The sequence below is a fragment of the Arthrobacter sp. YN genome (genome assembly GCF_002224285.1).
GTDB lineage: Bacteria > Actinomycetota > Actinomycetes > Actinomycetales > Micrococcaceae > Arthrobacter.
The window spans coordinates 204,587-222,244 of record NZ_CP022436.1 but is presented as its reverse complement, the minus strand read 5'-3'; the positions used below and the strand labels follow the sequence as shown (position 1 = coordinate 222,244).

The following is a 17,658-nucleotide window of genomic DNA, read 5'->3' as shown; positions in this document are numbered from 1 at the left end:
GACAGCAAATCCGTCCGAACTAGAGCTCCCCGAACCCTTCTTCCACCAACCGTCGAACGTAGTCAACAGCTCTCTGCGCGTCCTTGCCGCGGGCTTCGACACTAAGCGTGGAACCCTGGCCGGCGGCGAGCGCCATGAGCGCCATGATGGACATGCCATCGACGCCGTTGACGGTCACCTCGGCGTCCAACCCGGACAGGCCGCCTGCGATCTTCGCCGCGGGCCTGGCGTGCATACCCAAGGGGTTGATGAGCTTGAAGTCGCCGCTGGCATCCGGCTCGATGATGCCGGCTGGTTCCGCGGGCTCCGCGGGCCGGTAACCCGCGGATTCCGCAGCCTTGCGGACATCCGCGACGCCGGAACCTCCTTGGGCCGCCACGGCTGCGGCCACCAGCCCCTCAACCAAGGGCGCATCCGCAAGGAGCACGGCGTCAGGGTCGCTCGCAAACTCCATGGCAGACTCGGCCGTCATCACCGCCGAGCCCAGATCGGTCATGACCACCACGCCGTCACCACCGGAATCAACCAGGGACTGCTCGACGGCGGCCAGCACCTTCTCCAGGCTGGTTCCGATCCGATCGTCGTCGGTGCCCCCGGCGGCGACCAATTCGACGTCGGGCGCCATCTGCGCGGCGAGTTCCACCGCCCCCTCGGCAATCTTGCTGCTGTGCGAAACCACCACGATCCCAACCGTCATACGGCGTCGGTTCCTGTCTCGGTAGTGGAGCCGGCAGCAGCCGCGGCGGCCGCACGGAGGAGCAGCGCCGTTGAGGCCGCCCCGGGGTCGCGGTGCCCGGCACTGCGCTCCCCCAGGTAGCTGGCCCGTCCTTTGCGCGCCACCAAGGGATCCGTTGCCATCGCCCCGGTCTCAGCTGCTTCGGCAGCCGCTTCCAGTACGCCCACCGGATCTGCGCCGCCCGCCGCGGCTTTTTGGGCAGCTTCCACTGCGGGTGTCCACGCGTCGATCATGGTCTTGTCCCCAAGCTCCGCTTTGCCGCGCGCCACCACGCCATCACGTGCTGCAGCGAGAGCAGCCGCCAGAGTTTCGGCCTCGATCTCGACGGCATCGCCCAGCGCAGTAGCGGCCCGCAGAAAGGCCGTCCCATACAGCGGCCCGGCAGCGCCGCCCACCTTGGACATGAGGGCCATCGCGGCGGCCTTGAGCGCGGCTCCGGGAGTTGCGGGTGGCGCCTCCTCGAGTTTCTGGAGGACGGCCTGGAACCCGCGGTCCATGTTTTCGCCGTGGTCCGAGTCGCCGATCGCCCGATCAAGTTCGATCAGTTCCACGCGGTGCTCTTCCATGGCTTTGGCGGAAAGTTTCAACCAGTCCGTGGCCCAGTCAACGGTCAACCCCATATTCAGGCTCCCCACCGCAATGCTGCAGTATGGACGGGAGCATCCCATAGCCGGGTCATCTCGTCATCAAGGCGCAGGACCGAGACCGAGCAGCCCTGCATCTCCAGGGACGTCACGTAATTGCCCACCAGCGAGCGCTCCACGGTGGCACCACGTTCGGCCAGGACCTGGGCTGCACGCCGGTAGACAATGTAGAGCTCGCTTTGCGGGGTTCCGCCCATGCCGTTCACGAACAGCAGCACCTTGTCCCCGGATGCCAGGGCAAGATCCTCCAGCACAGGCTCCAGCAGGCGGTCGGTGATGGCATCGGCTGGCTCCATGGCGATCTTGTGCCGGCCCGGTTCGCCGTGAATGCCTATACCGATCTCGATCTCGTTGTCTTCCAGCTCGAAGCTCGGCGTGCCTGCGTGCGGCACGGTGCAGCCGGACAGTGCCACGCCCATGGTCCGCACGTTGGCCACCACCCGTTCGGCAATGGCCGTGACGGTGTCAAGATCGTCACCACGCTGAGCCGAAGCCCCTGCGATCTTTTCCACCAGGACCGTTCCGCCTACCCCGCGCCGGCCTGCCGTGTACAGCGAATCTTCCACCGCAACGTCGTCGTTCACCAGAACCGAACGCACGTGCACGCCTTCGGCCTGCGCCATCTCGGCGGCGGTTTCAAAGTTCAGGACGTCGCCGGTGTAGTTCTTCACGATATGAACGACGCCGGCGCCAGAGTCCACCGCGACGGTCGCCGGAATAATCTGGTCAGGGGTTGGCGAGGTGAAGACGGCGCCGGGCACAGCGGCGTCGAGCATGCCGAATCCCACGAAACCTGCGTGCAAGGGCTCGTGACCGCTGCCACCGCCGGAGACCAAGGCAACCTTGCCCGCCACCGGAGCACCCTTTCGGATGACGTATTTGGGCTCAGGATGGACGTCCACAATGTCGGCATGGGCCATGCCGAACCCTTCGACGGACTCGTCCACCACTGCGCGTGGATCATTTATGAGCTTTTTCATGGGATGCTCCTGGGCGTGCTGCGGCTGGTGCTCTGACCCTACTACCGGCGGCCCGGCCCACGGTAGGCCTTGGGTACCCTTGGTGCGGAGTTATCCCGCTCGGGGCTTTTCAGCGCGAGGCCCCGGCCACTGCCGAACTCCCCAGATCGCTCCCCTCCAGGGCGTTGCCCGCGTTCAAGGCATCCACCCAGGCGTCAGTGCTGCTGACGGCCGCCCAGTTCGAGTTCAGCAAAGCCATCAGGGTGGTGTGGACTGTTTCCGCATCAGCGAATCCTGCGTCGTTGGCCAGATTGACGGCACCGGTCGCATCGGAGAGGACTTCGGTGCTGAAACCAATAAATTCGGCTTCCACAGCTGAGGCCAGGATGCAGTTGTTGGTCATGTACCCCACCAAGGTGACAGTGTCGACGCCGCGCTCCCGCAGCCACTCGGTCAGGTCCGTCCCGGCGTAGACCGAGCCGTACTCCTTGACGACACCCTTCCAGGAGTCCTTCCGGCGGGCCTCGACGTCAGGGTGGAGGTTGTACTCCGCGGTTCCCGGGGCGAAAACCGGCGCGCCTTCTCCAGCGCTGTGCTGGATGGCGGCAACCGGGATGCCTGCGGCCATTGCGGCGTCTATGGCCTTGCCGATCATCCCGATGGATTCCTGGTGTGGCGGGAATTGGATCTCGAGGGGCCCGCTGAAGTACTGCTGCTGGACGTCTACCAGGACTAGGGCGCGGCGGGGAGTGCTCATGATGCTCTCTTTCCGTGAGGTGGAAGGCAGTGGCCGGCTTGCGGCACCATTCCATCTTCGGCGCCGTCGGAACCGGCCACCAGTGGCATGAATGCCCTTGTACGATTGATTCAGGCCAATCCCAAGGAGGATCCGTGCGCATCGCCGTATATGCCTTCCACGACGTCACGATGTTCCACCTCGCTGTCCCCCAAATGGTCTTCGACGAGGTCGCGCGCCAAGGACTCGCTGAGTGGACCACCCTGCTTTTTGCGGACCAGGCGGGCCGCATCCGCACCGCGGAAGGCTATCAGTTGGGAGAAATCCTGGGCCCCGAAGCGGCGGACGAAGCCGACGTCATTGTGGTGCCCTCGTGGTTTGATGATGGCCGCGAGCCCGGCGAGCATCTCCGCAACGTACTTCAGCAGGCGCATCAGCGTGGCGTCACCATCCTTGGCCTCTGCCTGGGCACCATCCCTGTTGCCGACGCCGGCCTCCTGGACGGACGGTCCGCCGTCACCCATTGGGAGGCCTTCAGTTCGCTCTCGGCACGCCACCCGGATGTCTTCCTGGATCAGACGGTGCTGTACATCGATCACGGCGACGTGTTGACGTCTGCCGGCACCGCCTCCGGGCTGGACGCCTGCCTGCATTTGGTCAGGACCCGCCTGGGATCCGCGGCAGCCAACCAGGTGGCACGCAGCCTGGTCATCGCTCCGCACCGCGAGGGCGGACAGGCGCAGTACATTGAGCATCCCCTGCCGCCACGTTCCTCGGACGACCCCATGGCACGCCTGCTTGAGTGGGCATTGGGGCATCTGGGCGAAGATCTGACCATCGAGACGCTCGCCAACCAGGCCCACATGAGTCGGCGAACGTTCATTCGCGCCTTCAGGTCCTCTACCGGCGCTACGCCCTCGGCGTGGGTGCGTTCCCAGCGGCTGGATGCAGCCAGGCACCTCCTGGAAAGCACCAGCTTGTCCATTGACCAGGTGGCAGTCGAATGCGGGTTCGGCAGCGCCGTGACCCTCCGGCAAAACTTTGCCCGGGCCTTTTCCACCACGCCCACTGACTATCGACGCCGCTTCGACGCCCAACCAGGCGCGGCACTGCCCGGCGCCCCGCGGCAGTGAGGGTTTCGCATGGCGGAAGGGACAGCTCCCGGGAACTGCCCCTTCCGCCCTGCCCCGGCTCCGCGGGCCCGCTTTGTGCCTGCTACTCCTCAGCCTGCGGTGCCGTCACCGCCTCGGATTCCTGCCCGACGTGAAACTCGGGCCAGAAGGCCGAGTACAGGTCCGGGTCGGAGTGCCTATCCCCGGACCATGACGCTTCGTGCGGCCATAATCCGTGCGGAATGTCGATCTGGAAGGCGGAGAAGTCGGGGAACGTGACGCGGTTGTTCATCGCCCTCAGCCCCTAGTTGTTCAGCACGGCGTCGCCGCCGGCGGTCACAACGTCTTCAAGCAACACGGTCTGGTCAATGACCGGGAGCCCCACTACATGCCCGAAGCTGAACATGTTCTGCGGGTCCAACTCAGCCTTTGCCTGGCGGAGCCGTTCCAACGCCGTTGCCCGCCAGGGCCGTTCCCTGTCTTCGGCATCCACGAAGTGGCCGTGCAGGTTCACGAAGGTTCCGGCATTGGCGGCCGGCCGAAGGTCGTCATGGACTGCATTGAAAACCGCGGGCAACATCGCAACCACCGGCGGGACGGCAATGGCACCCATGAAGAAGCTGAACGCAGCATCGCGACCACCCACAATGTCATCGCCGTCTGCGCTCCTGGCCAAGGCACCCCCGAGCAGTCGGAGCTCGGCCAACAGCACGGGACTTTCGACGCCGGGGCCAAAGTGCCGCAGAAGCGTTTCGGCTTCCGGCGCATCCAGCCTGTTCAGGAGGAACCCGTGTTCCATCACGGGAACAGGCTGGTCCGGGTCCTGGTGGATGGAGTCGAAGGCAGTGGCGTCAAGGGGACCGGTGGCATCCATCATGAACGGTGCACTCCGGCGCATCGGCTCCAGGAGTTCTGCCGCCGCCGCCAGATCACCCTGGTAGGCATAACGGAGGTGGATCACGAACTTTCCGCGCAGGGGTTCCGGCACCATCTCCATATCCGGCAGCCGCAGGAAGGCAAGTGACGCCGAGGCCTCTACAGGCAGGGCAGGCGCCCAACCCCTGAACGCCTGCAGGACTTCAGGGGCATGCTCACCGTCAAAGTAGATTCCGCCGGCGTAGAGGTCGGAGCCAGGGAACAGATGGAATTCCATGGCCGTGACGATTCCCAGATTGCCCTTGCCGCCACGCAGGAGGAAGAACAGCTCCGAATCCTCGTCCTTGGTTACCCTGCGCAGGGTTCCGTCCGCCGTGACGATTTCAAACGCAATCACGTGGTCGGAAGCGAATCCGTATTTGCGACCCAGGATCGGCAGCCCACCACCCAGCGTGTAACCCACCACGCCAACATCAGTGGTTGAACCGCAGAGCCCCATGAGGCCGAAGGTCCCGGCGAGATCCACCACGGCCTTCCATCGGACACCCGCACCCACGCGGGCTGTCTTCTCCAAGGGATCAATACTGAGCTCGAGCATTCGTCGGGTGCTGATCAGCAGGCCACCCTCGATCGCGTTGGTGGCACCGTGCCCGGTTGACTGGACGGACACGGGCACACCGCGTTCCGCTGCCCAGTGTATCGCCGCCGAGACATCCTCTGCGTCGAGGGCTCCGAAGGCAAGATCGGGCTGGTGCTGTGTGGATAAATTGAAGGCCGCTACTTCAGCGGCGAAGCCGGGATCGGCAGGCGTGAACACTGGACCGCGCACGCTGAGTTGGAGTTTTGAAACATCTGAAAGGGACGCGTGGGACTGCATGATCTTCTCTCAATTGACCGATGTGGTGGAAGCTTCCCCAGCAAGCCTCAATCAGTTTATCCATCAATTTTAGATAAGAAAAGGGGATTAAATCACTCATAATCTGGCACGCTTGAAAGACGCGCCATTTTCCTTCAGGATCTCGACGCGCGGAAGGGGAAGGCAGGCCTAGAGCTGCTTGATCATGCGGGTATTGCCTAAGGTGTTCGGCTTCACCCGGGCCAGGTCCAGGAACTCCGCCACACCTTCGTCATGTGAGCGCAGCAGCTCGGAGTACACCTGGGGATCCACGGCCGACTGGTCAGCCATGACTTCAAACCCGTGGCGCTTGAAGAAATCCACCTCGAACGTCAGGCAGAAGACCCGGCTCACGCCAAGGGCACGCGCTTCCTCAAGGAGATCCTCCACCAGGACATGCCCCACACCCCGCCCCCGCCAGGAATCAGCAGCCGCAAGAGTGCGGATCTCGGCCAGGTCCTCCCACATCACGTGGAGAGCGCCGCAGCCAATGACTTCCCCGCCGTCGGACTCGGCGATCCGGAATTCCTGCAGGCTCTCGTAATAAGCCACAGTCTCCTTGGCCATGAGGATCCGCTCCTCCGCCAAGGGCGCCACAAGCCTCTTGATCGCAGCCACATCGCTGGTGCGGGCAGGGCGGAGGCTGAAGGTCGAATTCACTCCCCCATCCTAGCGAGGAGTAGATGCGCAGCCCATTGACTCCACCCGCAGGCGGAGCTTCCCAACATTTCAGGGCCCATCTGTTGGTAGTACAGCCTCCGGCCCACGGTTCGGCGATAGTTCAGATGGGATGGATCGGACACTTACCAACACTTATTCGACTAAGTGTTGGTAAAGTTATCGCATGCCAACACCTGCCAACGTGCGCATCCCGGTCGACCCGGTCTCATTCGAGACCTTCGACTGGCAGCCGCGCGCGCCGGAGATGTATTCGCGTGCCGAAGTGGCGCGTCAGACCGGCCCCTACGAGGCGGCCGTCACGGCGTCGATCGCGGGCTGGGCTCCCCACATCTCCGGCGAGGATTCCGCCGACGTCGAAGATGCCACCCGTCAGTTGGTCGAATTCGACAAGCACGCCCAGCGCACACTTGGCACAAACAATCCTGCCCTCGGACCGATGACAGCTATCCTGCTTCGCACTGAGTCGGCCTCCAGCTCGCAAATCGAACAACTGACAACATCCGCGAAGCAACTAGCCCTCGCCGAGATCGGCGAGGGCGACAAAGCCAATGCACTCACCGTCATAGGCAACGTCCGCGCCGTGGAGGCGGCCCTCCGGCTCGCTGACGACATCAGCGAGAGGTCCATTCTCGCGATGCACAAGGCGCTCATGCTCCAACAGCCTGGCTTCCACCCAGCCGAAGCTGGCCATTTCCGCGTCGGGCAGGTGTGGGTGGGCCCCGGCGAGGCCGGCCCGAGGACTGCCGACTTCGTTGCCCCGCACCATGACCGCATCCACGGAGCGATCGATGACCTGGTCAAATTCGTCAGCCGCCAGGATGTTTCGGTGCTGGTCCAAGTCGCTGTCAGCCACGCCCAGTTCGAAACGATCCACCCATTTCCCGACGGGAATGGCGTGACTGGGCGCGCGCTGGCACAATCGATCCTCCGTAACAAGGGACTCGTTGGCTCGACTGCGGTGCCGATCTCTGCGGGTCTTCTCGTCGACACCCAGCGCTACTTCGCAGCGCTGGGCTCGTTCCGTGATGGCGATGCGGGCCCGATCGTCCGAGAGTTCGCCCGGGCCAGCCGGATCGCCGCGACCACCGGAACAAAGCTCGTCGATGACCTCGTTGTGCAACTCGAGTCGTCCCGCGTCAAGATGTCACGCTTGCGCGCGGACGCCGCCGCGTGGAAGGTGCTGCCGGCTCTCATCGGCCAGCCCGCGATGAACACGAGATACCTCACGACCGAGCTTGGGCTGGGTGAGATGGCGGCGCTTCGTGCACTGGACTCTCTCACAGACCTTGGCGTACTCATCGAGGCGTCAGGCCGCGGCCGTCATCGGGTATGGCAGCACCGGGGCATCTTCGACGTCCTCGACGCCTACGCCGCCGAGATCCGCCGGATGTCCGCCGGCTGACGACCGCCTAGACCCCCAGCTCCTCCGGCAAGGCAACGTCCTCGCCCAGCACCTGTTTTGCCAGGAAGTGCTCCACCACTCCGTACCAGATCTTCGCGTGCTGCGGCTGAAGCACCCAGTGGTTTTCGTCGGGGAAGTAGAGGAAGCGGTGTGGGCTCTGGCCGTTGTCGTCGGCGGGCAATTGCGACGAGGACAAGAGTTCGTACCAAAGACGCAGACCCTCGCCGATCGGAACCCGGTAGTCCTTGTCGCCGTGGATTACCAGCATGGGCGTCTTGATGTTGCCGACGTTCAGGTGCGGCGAGTTCTCCATGGCCATTTCCACTGTCATTTCCTTCAGCCAGTACTGGGCGGCGTCCGTGGTGGGGCCGAACTGGTCCAGCGCCCACAAACTGGCGTGGGTAACAATCGCTTTGAACCGGTCGGTTTGGCCGGCAACCCAATTGGCCATGTAGCCGCCGAACGATCCCCCCATTGCAGCTGTCCGCGACTCGTCAATGTCCGGGCGCCCCACCACCGCGTCGGTGATGGCCATGAGGTCGGTGAAGGGCTTCTTGCCCCACTCACCCCAGCCGCGCTGGATGAACTCCTGGCCGTAGCCTGTGGAGAGCGCGGGATCGGGCAGCAGCACGGCGTAGCCCTTGGCGACGAGCAGCCAGGGGTTCCAGCGCCACGTCCAGGCGTTCCACGAACCCAGCGGTCCGCCGTGGATCCACAGCAGGAGCGGTGCAGGCTTACCGGCCGATGCCCCTTCAGGGAGCGCAAGGTAGGCGGGCACTCGTGAACCGTCGTCCGCCGTCGCTTCCACGCGCTCCAGATGACCCTTGTAAACGGGCCGCTCAGCGGGTGCTTGCAGCCTGGTCACTTCTCCGGTGGCGAGGTCTATCCTGACCGCTTCGGCAGGGAATTCGTACGAGCTCCGCAGGGCGTACGCCGCCGTCCCGTCGGGAGAAATTACGACGTCGGAATAGGCGGAAGCGTCCTGCGTCACCCGGGTGACTTCACCGTCAGCGACGCTGATCCGGAAAACCGGCGACGCGCCGTCGTCGTCCGCTTTGGCCAGGACGGCACTGCCATCCGGAAGCCAGGCAAGGACGGTGGCCCACCGATCCCAGTGGTGCGCCAGCGGTTCGAGGTTCGTGGTTTCGCCGCCGGCAACGTTGAGCAGGTGCAGCTTCACCTGGGGCGCCTGCGTGGGTGTGGTGTCGCTTTCGCTTTCCACCACGAGCGTGCCGTTGTCCGGGCTGACCGGCCCCGGGAAGTAGCTCATGCCTTCGTGGTCCAGCAGCACCTTGACGTTCCCGGTGGCGACGTCGACGGCGGCCAGCACCTCGCGGCTGTCCGCCTTGGCGAGCGCCTTGGTCATGCTGGTGTAAATGGTCTTCCCGTCCGGGCTCACCACCGTTTTCGACTCACGCAGCGAACCGCCGACGCCGGCCGTCAGGTTGCGGAGCTTGAGCGGAGCCGCGGCGTCCACCGTTGACGGTTTGCCGGGTTCCCGCTCGTGACCCTGCTCGACGGCAAAGATCCGCGGCTCTGCGGGGCCGAGGTCGGCATCCCAATAGCGGACCGGGTAACCACTGTGCAGGATGGCGGAGACCTTGTTGTCCTTGCGGGTCTTTCGGCGCTCGTCGTCGTTGTCCTCGTCGGCGGATCCCGCCAGGACCTCGGCGCTGACGAACGTGGCATCCGCGTCCTTCGCAGCCATGACGGAACTGATGCCGCCCGAGCGCGAGTGCACCACGCGGGCTTCTCCACCGTCGGCGGGGAGGAGCCACAGGGCGTTTACCGGGTCAGCGTCAGGGCTGTCCGGGTCCGGGCGCGCCGAGGTGAAGTAGAGGTCGCCGTTTGCTGCGAACACCGCGCCGGCCTCGCCCTTGGAACTGCGGGTGATGCGGCGTGCGTGCTTTTGGCCGGTGGGGTCAATCTCCCAGAGGGCCGAAGCGAACTCGGTTCCCTTGCCGTTCAGCGTCGAAACGGTGGTGACCAGGCGCTTGCCATCGGGGCTGAGGGTGAGGCCGCTGACCCGCGGGATGGCGAGATAGTGGTCCATGCGGTGGAAGGGAGTTTCGGGCTGCTCGCCCGGGGTCAGAGTGTCAGCAGAGTCCATGATCCGATTCAACACGCATTGTGCTCCCGATCACAGGGTGGTTCACTCACAGTGAAACAGTACTTTCACATATCCCGAACCCAACTAAGTCGCAGCACAGCGCGTCACGAGCGCTCTCAACGCGCTGTGCTGCTACTTGGATGGAAGGGCCCGAAGGGCTTCGACCACCGGCTCAGTCCCGTCTTCCTTCGCAATGGCGGCCGCCAGGATCTGCGCTTGCTGCGCGTACGACGGCGTTCTTACGGCTTCGGCGATCGCGTCACCAAGGCGCTCCGGAGTCAGCTTCTTGTACGGAAGCGGTTGGGGACCGGCGCCCAGGTTTGCGATCCGCGAGGCCCAGAGCGGCTGGTCCGTATACACGGGAACACCTACTGACGGCACGCCCGCGCGAAGGCCGGCAGCAGTGGTTCCAGCGCCGGCATGGTGAACAACAGCAGCCATTCGGGGAACAGCCACTCGTGCGGGACACTCCCGACGCCCATGGCATCATCGCCCAACGCGCCCTCCGCGCCCTGCACAACAGCCCGAACTCCGGCACGACGCGTGGCCTCGAGGACGAAGTCGGGGTCAAGGTCCGCGCTGCTGCCGAAACCAATGAAGACGGGTGCTGGACCGCCTGCGAGAAAGTCCACCAGGTCCGCGGAGGGCTCCCAGCCTGAATGCTCCGGAGGCCACCAATATCCGGCCATCACCAATCCCGCATGCCAATCGGCGGGTCGCGGCAGGACGGTGGGACTGATGCCGTGAAGAATGGTTGCCCGGGCCTTCCTCCGACGACGTTCGCCCGCTGCCCGGCTTTCCTTGCGCAGGCCGAGCTGCTTGCGAAGGCGGGCACTGGGAGCATCGTAGGGTGCCGGCCCCGCAGCTGCCCGCTCGCCAATGATCCTGTTCCCCAGCGCACCGAGGCTTCGAGCCGAATTCATCAGCACAGGCGGGTAGGCCGCACTCGGTTCGGTTGGCTGCAAATGCGCCCCCATGGCCGGGATGCCGAAGGCCTCGGCAATGTCATAGGCATAGGGTGCCACCGAGTTGGCCATGATGACATCGGCTCCGGCCTCGGCAGCAGCCAAGGTTCCCGTTGCCGCGTTGTCCATGTACTCGCCAAGCTTCCGCCAGAACGTCAGCACGCTGCCGGGTGCTGCCTTGGCGCCAGGGGCTGGCTGCTTGATGAGTTCCGCCAGGTCCCCCGGCAGCGGCCTGAACTCGCATCCTGACTCAACAACCAGAGGGGCGTAGGCGGGATTGGCCGCAATGGCAACCTCGTAACCCTGCACCTGCAGACGGGCTCCGAGCCCGGCCATGGGCGCCACATCCCCACGCGTCCCGGGAGCCACCATAAGTACCCGCATTCGATCCCCGTTCCGGTTCGTGAAGTTTTTGTACAGACAACGCCCTCTAGAGGCCACCTTAAGGGCTCTACCTGTACAAAAACTCGGGCCCAACGCAGAAGCCCCACCAACTCCTTGCGGAGCAGGTGGGGCTTCCGGGATGAAGCGTTGGCCTTACGCGGTCGGAGCGATCTCCGGGATGCGCGGTTTGGCGTTGCCTTCGAACGTGAACTTGGCGTCGTCACCTTCGCCGTCAACGTCCACCACAACGATGTCGCCGGAGTGGATCTCGCCGAACAGGATCTTCTCGGACAGCTGGTCCTCGATCTCGCGCTGGATGGTGCGGCGCAGCGGCCGGGCACCCATAGCGGGATCGTAACCACGCGTGGCCAGGAGAACCTTGGCAGCGGGGGTGAGTTCGATGCCCATGTCCTTGTCCTTGAGGCGGCGCTCCAGGCGGTTCACGAACAGGTCCACGATCTCGATGATCTCGTCCTGCGTCAGCTGCGGGAACACCACGACGTCGTCAACACGGTTGAGGAACTCGGGGCGGAAGTGCTGCTTGAGCTCTTCGGTAACCCGGGCCCGCATCCGGTTGTAGCCGGTCTGGGTGTCCGTGCCGGACTGGAAGCCCGTCGCCACGCTCTTGGAGATATCGCGGGTACCAAGGTTGGTGGTCATGATGATGACGGTGTTCTTGAAGTCCACCACGCGGCCCTGGGAGTCGGTCAGGCGGCCGTCTTCCAGAATCTGCAGCAGTGAGTTGAAGAGATCGGCGTGGGCCTTCTCCACTTCGTCGAACAGAACCACGGAGAACGGACGACGACGGACCTTCTCCGTCAGCTGGCCGCCTTCTTCGTAGCCGACGTAGCCCGGAGGTGCACCGAAGAGACGCGAAACAGTGTGCTTCTCGGAGTACTCGGACATGTCCAGCGTGATGAGGGCGTCCTCTTCACCGAACAGGAACTCGGCAAGTGCCTTGGCGAGCTCGGTCTTACCGACGCCCGTGGGGCCGGCAAAGATGAACGAGCCACCGGGACGCTTGGGGTCCTTCAGGCCTGCACGGGTGCGGCGGATGGCCTGGGACAGTGCCTTGATGGCCTCGTCCTGACCGACGACGCGCTTGTGCAGTTCGTCTTCCATCTTTAGCAGGCGGGAGGACTCTTCCTCGGTGAGCTTGAAGACCGGGATGCCCGTGGAGTTCGCCAGAACTTCCGCGATCAGGTCCTCGTCAACCTCGGAGATGTCATCCATGCCGCCGGACTTCCAGGTGCGCTCCTTCTCCGCGCGTTCGGCAATGAGCTTCTGCTCCTTGTCGCGCAGCGAGGCAGCACCCTCAAAGTCCTGGGCGTCGATGGCGGATTCCTTCTCCATCTTCACGTCGGCAATGCGCTCGTCCATGGCCTTGAGCTCCGGCGGAGCGGTCATGCGGCGGATGCGCAGGCGTGCGCCGGCTTCATCGATGAGGTCGATCGCCTTGTCCGGCAGGAAGCGGTCCGAGATGTAGCGTTCGGCCAGCTGCGCAGCTGAGGCAAGGGCGCCGTCGGTAATCGTGACGCGGTGGTGTGCCTCGTAACGGTCGCGGAGTCCCTTGAGGATCTCGATCGCGTGCGCAACCGAGGGTTCCTTGACCTGGATCGGCTGGAAGCGGCGCTCAAGCGCGGCATCCTTTTCGATGTGCTTGCGGTACTCGTCAAGAGTGGTGGCACCGATGGTCTGGAGTTCACCACGGGCGAGCATCGGCTTCAGGATGGACGCAGCATCAATGGCGCCTTCGGCAGCACCTGCACCAACGAGGGTGTGGATCTCGTCAATGAAGAGGATGATGTCGCCGCGGGTGCGGATTTCCTTGAGGACCTTCTTCAGGCGCTCTTCGAAGTCACCGCGGTAACGGGAGCCGGCAACCAGGGAACCCAGGTCAAGCGTGTACAGCTGCTTGTCCTTGATGGTCTCCGGGACATCGCCGCGGACAATCGCCTGGGCGAGGCCTTCGACGACGGCAGTCTTACCGACGCCGGGCTCACCGATCAGCACCGGGTTGTTCTTGGTACGGCGGGAGAGGACCTGCATGACGCGTTCCATCTCCTGCTCGCGGCCGATCACAGGATCGAGCTTGTTTTCGCGGGCAGCCTGGGTCAGGTTGCGTCCGAACTGGTCAAGCACCACCGAACCGGCAGGGGTACCTTCCGGCTGGCCCTGGCCGGAGCCGCTGCCTGCGGTCTCCTTGCCCTGGTACCCGGAGAGCAGCTGGATGACCTGCTGGCGGACCCGGTTCAGGTCTGCGCCAAGCTTCACCAGCACCTGTGCGGCCACGCCTTCGCCTTCGCGAATGAGGCCGAGCAGGATGTGCTCAGTACCGATGTAGTTGTGGCCGAGCTGCAGTGCTTCACGAAGGGAAAGCTCAAGCACCTTCTTGGCACGCGGCGTAAAGGGGATGTGACCGGACGGGGCTTGCTGGCCCTGGCCGATGATCTCCTGTACTTGCTCGCGAACGCCATCGAGCGAAATGCTCAGGGACTCGAGCGCCTTGGCAGCAACGCCTTCACCCTCGTGGATCAGACCCAAGAGGATGTGCTCGGTACCGATGTAATTGTGGTTGAGCATCCGTGCCTCTTCTTGGGCAAGGACGACCACGCGACGGGCACGGTCCGTAAATCTCTCAAACATTTCGCCACACTCCTAGCTACGACGTACTTTGATGCTACGTGCCGGAGCAACACTTTTGGAGCGTGTTCGCCACAGGGGAAACATGACGCCGCTGAGGAATAAAACGGGAACTTCCCCTTGACCGCGGCAGGCGACGGTGACATCCTGCCAGCCGGCCCCGGCAGCCTGCCGTCTGGGCACCCCGGGCGTATTCCACGGCGGAGTAATCGGGACGCTTTGCCGCTCCCCCAATAGCACCGGTAAACGGGCCGTCCAGCACCGGGCAGATTCACGGATTATTCCACCGGCAGGCCACGGTGGAGCCCAACAAACCCGGCTCGTTAAACAACCAATGCCCCGGCAGTGACTGCCGGGGCATTGAAGTGGTGAATCAGGAATTGGCCTTTTGGTAGGCTTCCTGAATTTCAGCCTGAATACGTCCGCGGCTGTTGACCGTGTAACCGTTATCCCGGGCCCACTGACGGATCTGTGCGGAATCCTGGTTGCGGGCCGGTGTAGCGCGACCCCGCGCCCCGCGGCCGGAAGAGGTCTTCCGGGCCTTTGCGACAAACGGTTCCAGGGCCTTCCGCAGCGACGCTGCGTTTGCTGTGGACAGGTCCATTTCGTAGCTCACACCGTCCAGGCCGAAGCGGACAGTTTCGTCCGCAGCCCCTTCATCCAGGTCATCGACGAGGATGATTTTTACTTTCTGTGCCATGAGTTGCCTCTCTTTTGGAGGGATGGATAATCAGAAATTCCCCGGGTTCCTTTGTCGATTATCGTTCACGGCAAGCACGCACGTCAAAGCACAAATGGATTCACGTGAAAGTGGAACCCATTTAGGAGCCTATTTAGCGGCTGGACCTTCGGACGCCGGGCCGGCATTTTTTGAATTCGCTTCGGCCTGGGCGCGGGCTTCTGCCTGACGCTCGGATTTGTCTGCATTGAAGATTGACTTCATGGCAAACCAGAAGATCAAACCTACAACTATGGACGGCGCAAGGACTGCTATGTACTCCACGGTCAGTGTCCTTCAGGCTTCAGCAAGGGGAACAGAATGGTTTCGCGAATGCCGGCCCCGGTGAACAGCATGACCAAACGGTCAATGCCGAGCCCGATGCCGCCCATGGGCGGCGCACCGTATTCGAGGGCGCGGAGGAAGTCCTCGTCCAGTTGCATGGCTTCCTCATCACCAGCTGCGGAGCGGCGTGACTGCTCCGTGAGGCGTTCGCGCTGGATGACGGGGTCAATGAGTTCCGAGAAGGCTGTACCGCGCTCCATGCCGCCGATGATCAGGTCCCAGGCCTCGATGAGGCGCCCGTCTTCACGGTGTGGTCGGGCCAGCGGCTGTGCCGACGGCGGGTAGTCGTAAACGAACGTCGGGTTCAGCAGGGTGGGTTCCACGATCTCGCCAAACAGCTCAACCACAATCTTCTCGGCGTCCCACTTGGGGTCCACCTTGACTTCGTGCTTGGCCGCAATTGCCAGCAGTTCCTCCACCGTGGTGTCCGGAGTAATTTCCACACCCACGGCTTCGGAAATACCCGGGTAAACCGAAACCCAGGCCCATTCGCCGTCGAGGTTGATTTCGCCGGCATCCGTCTGGATGGTGCGTGTCCCAACGACGTCCGCCACATTCAGGATGATTTCCTTCATGCGCTCGGCCATGACGAACTGGTCCGCCCAGGCTTCGTAGCATTCCAGGGTGGTGAATTCGGGGCTGTGCGTGGAGTCCACGCCTTCATTGCGGAAAACACGGCCCATATCGTAAACGCGGTCGATGCCACCCACAACGGCGCGCTTGAGGAAGAGCTCGGTAGCGATGCGCAGTGTCATCTTCTGGTCGAACGCGTTCATGTGCGTTTCGAACGGGCGCGCCGTAGCGCCGCCGTGGACCAGCTGCAGGATGGGGGTTTCCACCTCCACGTAGCCATGGCGGTCCAGGGTGTCGCGTACCGAACGGGTGATTGCTGCGCGCTTGTAGACCATCTCGCGGGCTTCGTCGCGGACCATGAGGTCCACGTAGCGCTGGCGGACGCGGGTTTCCTCGTTGAGTTCTGCGTGCAGTACCGGGAGGGGGCGCAGGGCCTTGGACGCCATGGACCAGGAGTCGGCCATGACGGACAGCTCGCCGCGGCGGGAGGAGATGACCTCGCCCTTGATGAAGACGTGGTCGCCCAGGTCAACCAGGGCCTTCCATTCGGCGAGCGCTTCCTCGCCAACGTTGGCAAGGCTCAGCATGGCCTGCAACCGGACGCCCTTGCCGTCCACGCCGCCCTCCTGGAGGGTGGCGAAGCACAGCTTGCCGGTGTTGCGCACGAACACGACGCGCCCGGTGACACCAACGGTGTCGCCGGTGGTTTCATCGGCTTCCAGGTGCGCGTACTTCTCCCGGATTTCGCCGAGGGAATGGGTCCGTTCAACACCCACCGGATAGGCCTCCGTGCCGCGCTCGATCAGCTTGGCGCGCTTTTCCATACGGATGCGCATCTGCTCGCTGGCGTCGATGGGCTCTGCGGAGGTGTTCAGGGCTGGGGTGTTTGCGGAAGTCACAGTCCTTAAGTTTACCGGTCATTACGGACCTTCACTTCCGGGCCCCAAGATCAGGCAAACGCATAGACTCGAGGCTGTGGAGACATGGACAGTTGAAACGGTCGACGGCGGCGGGCAGCTTGAGGTGCACACCTTCCGGCCCGCGTCAGCAGCGTCAATTCCCGGCTCGAAGGCACCCGCCGAACCCGCCGGCGTCGTGCTTGTTCATGGCACTTTGGTGACGGACTCGCTGTACTGGCCTTTCGCGCGGACCCTGAGCGTCATGCTGGGGCGCCCGGTTCACAGCTATAACCGGCGCGGCCGGGGGCGGTCCGCGCCGCAGCCGTCGGGCTATTCGGTGGAAACCGAGATCGCGGACCTCCTCGCGGTGATGGAGAAGACCGGCTCCACGGACGTTGTGGCGCACAGCTATGGCGGCTTCGTGGCGCTGCAGGCCGCGAGGCGGGCCCGCATCAACAAACTGGTCACTTACGACGCCGCAGTGTCGCTGTCAGGCAATCTCAGCAGCCGGTGGCGGCCCGAGCTTGAGGAAGCGGTCACTGCCGGTCAGCTGGATCACGCGTGGGCGCATCTGGTGCAGGGCTTGGGAACCGCCGGGCCAATTTCCTATCTGCCCATGGGGGCGCTGCGCACGCTCAGTGTCCTGTCGGCCCGGACCCGCCTGGGCCTGGAGATGCGCTCCCTGCTGCCCACGGCAGTCACCGAAATGCGTGCAGTCCTGGACGCCGATGCCCACCTTCACGACTTCATGGAACTCTCCACGCCCACGTTGATGCTCAGCGGCGGTTGGAGTCCGTCGTACTTCGCAGAGACCGGCCGCACCCTGGCCGGGGCCGTGCCGGTAATCGACTTTGCTGTGGTGCCGTTGCAGTTCCACGAAGGGCCGTTGCGGCCGGGCAAGCGGCTCGCGGCCCGCATAGCGCGGTTCCTTTCCGGGACCCGGTTCCATGGCGAACTTCCGGATGCCACCTAGGATGTTC

Annotated in this window: 17 protein-coding genes; 3 read left to right on the top strand and 14 right to left on the bottom strand. The window is 64.0% G+C overall.

The genetic code is table 11. The features are described 5' to 3' along the window. Nucleotides 1-19: 19 nt before the first annotated feature. From dhaM to CGK93_RS01060, 4 genes are all read right to left on the bottom strand, one after another. On the bottom strand, nt 20-697 hold the full coding sequence (gene dhaM / locus CGK93_RS01075) for a dihydroxyacetone kinase phosphoryl donor subunit DhaM (protein ID WP_089593222.1): 678 nt from the start codon (nt 695-697) through the stop codon (nt 20-22). After that, nucleotides 694-1,356 (bottom strand): dihydroxyacetone kinase subunit DhaL, encoded by a 663-nt coding sequence (dhaL, locus tag CGK93_RS01070; protein WP_089593221.1) that lies wholly within the window; start codon nt 1,354-1,356, stop codon nt 694-696. The genes dhaM and dhaL overlap by 4 nt, the downstream gene beginning before the upstream one ends. A 2-nt stretch (nt 1,357-1,358) precedes the next feature. Further along, entirely contained in the window at nt 1,359-2,360 is a 1,002-nt protein-coding gene (dhaK, locus tag CGK93_RS01065) for a dihydroxyacetone kinase subunit DhaK (RefSeq protein WP_089593220.1), read from the bottom strand. Nucleotides 2,361-2,469: 109 nt separating this feature from the next. Continuing rightward, nucleotides 2,470-3,096 carry an isochorismatase family protein gene (locus tag CGK93_RS01060; RefSeq protein ID WP_089593219.1) on the bottom strand — a complete coding sequence of 209 codons (627 nt, stop codon included), beginning with the start codon at nt 3,094-3,096 and terminating at the stop codon, nt 2,470-2,472. A gap of 134 nt (nt 3,097-3,230) precedes the next feature. On the opposite strand from CGK93_RS01060, the gene CGK93_RS01055 reads away from it, so the two are divergent. After that, nucleotides 3,231-4,208, top strand: coding sequence for a GlxA family transcriptional regulator (locus tag CGK93_RS01055; protein WP_157731559.1), 978 nt, complete (start codon nt 3,231-3,233; stop codon nt 4,206-4,208). 82 nt (nt 4,209-4,290) lie between these two features. Here CGK93_RS01055 and CGK93_RS01050 read toward each other — a convergent pair whose 3' ends face one another. From CGK93_RS01050 to CGK93_RS01040, 3 genes are all read right to left on the bottom strand, one after another. Further along, the gene (locus CGK93_RS01050; RefSeq protein ID WP_089593218.1) at nt 4,291-4,479 is read right to left on the bottom strand and encodes a hypothetical protein; all 189 of its coding nucleotides are present in this window, start codon (nt 4,477-4,479) and stop codon (nt 4,291-4,293) included. 12 nt (nt 4,480-4,491) lie between these two features. Next, nucleotides 4,492-5,892, bottom strand: coding sequence for an FAD-binding oxidoreductase (locus CGK93_RS01045; protein ID WP_232481502.1), 1,401 nt, complete (start codon nt 5,890-5,892; stop codon nt 4,492-4,494). 216 nt (nt 5,893-6,108) lie between these two features. Then, nucleotides 6,109-6,618, bottom strand: a complete 510-nt coding sequence (locus CGK93_RS01040; protein WP_089593216.1) for an amino-acid N-acetyltransferase — start codon at nt 6,616-6,618, stop codon at nt 6,109-6,111. Nucleotides 6,619-6,802: 184 nt separating this feature from the next. On the opposite strand from CGK93_RS01040, the gene CGK93_RS01035 reads away from it, so the two are divergent. Beyond that, nucleotides 6,803-8,041, top strand: a complete 1,239-nt coding sequence (locus CGK93_RS01035; protein ID WP_089593215.1) for a Fic family protein — start codon at nt 6,803-6,805, stop codon at nt 8,039-8,041. 7 nt (nt 8,042-8,048) lie between these two features. On the opposite strand, the gene CGK93_RS01030 is transcribed toward CGK93_RS01035, so the two are convergent. The 7 genes from CGK93_RS01030 to lysS form a co-directional block, all read right to left on the bottom strand. Beyond that, nucleotides 8,049-10,151, bottom strand: a complete 2,103-nt coding sequence (locus tag CGK93_RS01030; protein ID WP_198318317.1) for a S9 family peptidase — start codon at nt 10,149-10,151, stop codon at nt 8,049-8,051. A gap of 132 nt (nt 10,152-10,283) precedes the next feature. Beyond that, nucleotides 10,284-10,592 carry a glycosyltransferase gene (locus CGK93_RS23930; protein WP_232481500.1) on the bottom strand — a complete coding sequence of 103 codons (309 nt, stop codon included), beginning with the start codon at nt 10,590-10,592 and terminating at the stop codon, nt 10,284-10,286. After that, the gene (locus tag CGK93_RS01025; RefSeq protein ID WP_232481499.1) at nt 10,520-11,500 is read right to left on the bottom strand and encodes a glycosyltransferase; all 981 of its coding nucleotides are present in this window, start codon (nt 11,498-11,500) and stop codon (nt 10,520-10,522) included. The genes CGK93_RS23930 and CGK93_RS01025 overlap by 73 nt, the downstream gene beginning before the upstream one ends. Nucleotides 11,501-11,653: 153 nt before the next feature. After that, entirely contained in the window at nt 11,654-14,146 is a 2,493-nt protein-coding gene (locus CGK93_RS01020) for an ATP-dependent Clp protease ATP-binding subunit (RefSeq protein WP_089593213.1), read from the bottom strand. Between the two features lie 370 nt (nt 14,147-14,516). Further along, a complete protein-coding gene (locus tag CGK93_RS01015) occupies nt 14,517-14,843 on the bottom strand; it encodes a histone-like nucleoid-structuring protein Lsr2 (protein ID WP_089593212.1) in 327 nt (108 codons plus the stop codon). 129 nt (nt 14,844-14,972) lie between these two features. Continuing rightward, nucleotides 14,973-15,146, bottom strand: a complete 174-nt coding sequence (locus CGK93_RS23715) for a hypothetical protein (protein ID WP_198318316.1) — start codon at nt 15,144-15,146, stop codon at nt 14,973-14,975. 2 nt (nt 15,147-15,148) lie between these two features. Further along, the gene (gene lysS, locus CGK93_RS01010) at nt 15,149-16,678 is read right to left on the bottom strand and encodes a lysine--tRNA ligase (protein ID WP_089593211.1); all 1,530 of its coding nucleotides are present in this window, start codon (nt 16,676-16,678) and stop codon (nt 15,149-15,151) included. A gap of 76 nt (nt 16,679-16,754) precedes the next feature. Here lysS and CGK93_RS01005 point away from each other — a divergent pair, with 76 nt between their 5' ends. After that, nucleotides 16,755-17,651 (top strand): alpha/beta fold hydrolase, encoded by an 897-nt coding sequence (locus CGK93_RS01005; protein ID WP_089593210.1) that lies wholly within the window; start codon nt 16,755-16,757, stop codon nt 17,649-17,651. The last annotated feature ends 7 nt before the right edge of the window (nt 17,652-17,658 follow it).

Bases quoted from the DNA above. Each gene is read 5' to 3' on its own strand.
- dhaM (WP_089593222.1), bottom strand. From the start codon at position 697: ATGACGGTTGGGATCGTGGTGGTTTCGCACAGCAGCAAGATTGCCGAG.
- dhaL (WP_089593221.1), bottom strand. From the start codon at position 1,356: ATGGGGTTGACCGTTGACTGGGCCACGGACTGGTTGAAACTTTCCGCC.
- dhaK (WP_089593220.1), bottom strand. From the start codon at position 2,360: ATGAAAAAGCTCATAAATGATCCACGCGCAGTGGTGGACGAGTCCGTC.
- CGK93_RS01060 (WP_089593219.1), bottom strand. From the start codon at position 3,096: ATGAGCACTCCCCGCCGCGCCCTAGTCCTGGTAGACGTCCAGCAGCAG.
- CGK93_RS01050 (WP_089593218.1), bottom strand. From the start codon at position 4,479: ATGAACAACCGCGTCACGTTCCCCGACTTCTCCGCCTTCCAGATCGAC.
- CGK93_RS01035 (WP_089593215.1), top strand. From the start codon at position 6,803: ATGCCAACACCTGCCAACGTGCGCATCCCGGTCGACCCGGTCTCATTC.
- CGK93_RS01030 (WP_198318317.1), bottom strand. From the start codon at position 10,151: ATGGACTCTGCTGACACTCTGACCCCGGGCGAGCAGCCCGAAACTCCC.
- CGK93_RS23930 (WP_232481500.1), bottom strand. From the start codon at position 10,592: ATGGCTGCTGTTGTTCACCATGCCGGCGCTGGAACCACTGCTGCCGGC.
- CGK93_RS01025 (WP_232481499.1), bottom strand. From the start codon at position 11,500: ATGCGGGTACTTATGGTGGCTCCCGGGACGCGTGGGGATGTGGCGCCC.
- CGK93_RS01020 (WP_089593213.1), bottom strand. From the start codon at position 14,146: ATGTTTGAGAGATTTACGGACCGTGCCCGTCGCGTGGTCGTCCTTGCC.
- CGK93_RS01015 (WP_089593212.1), bottom strand. From the start codon at position 14,843: ATGGCACAGAAAGTAAAAATCATCCTCGTCGATGACCTGGATGAAGGG.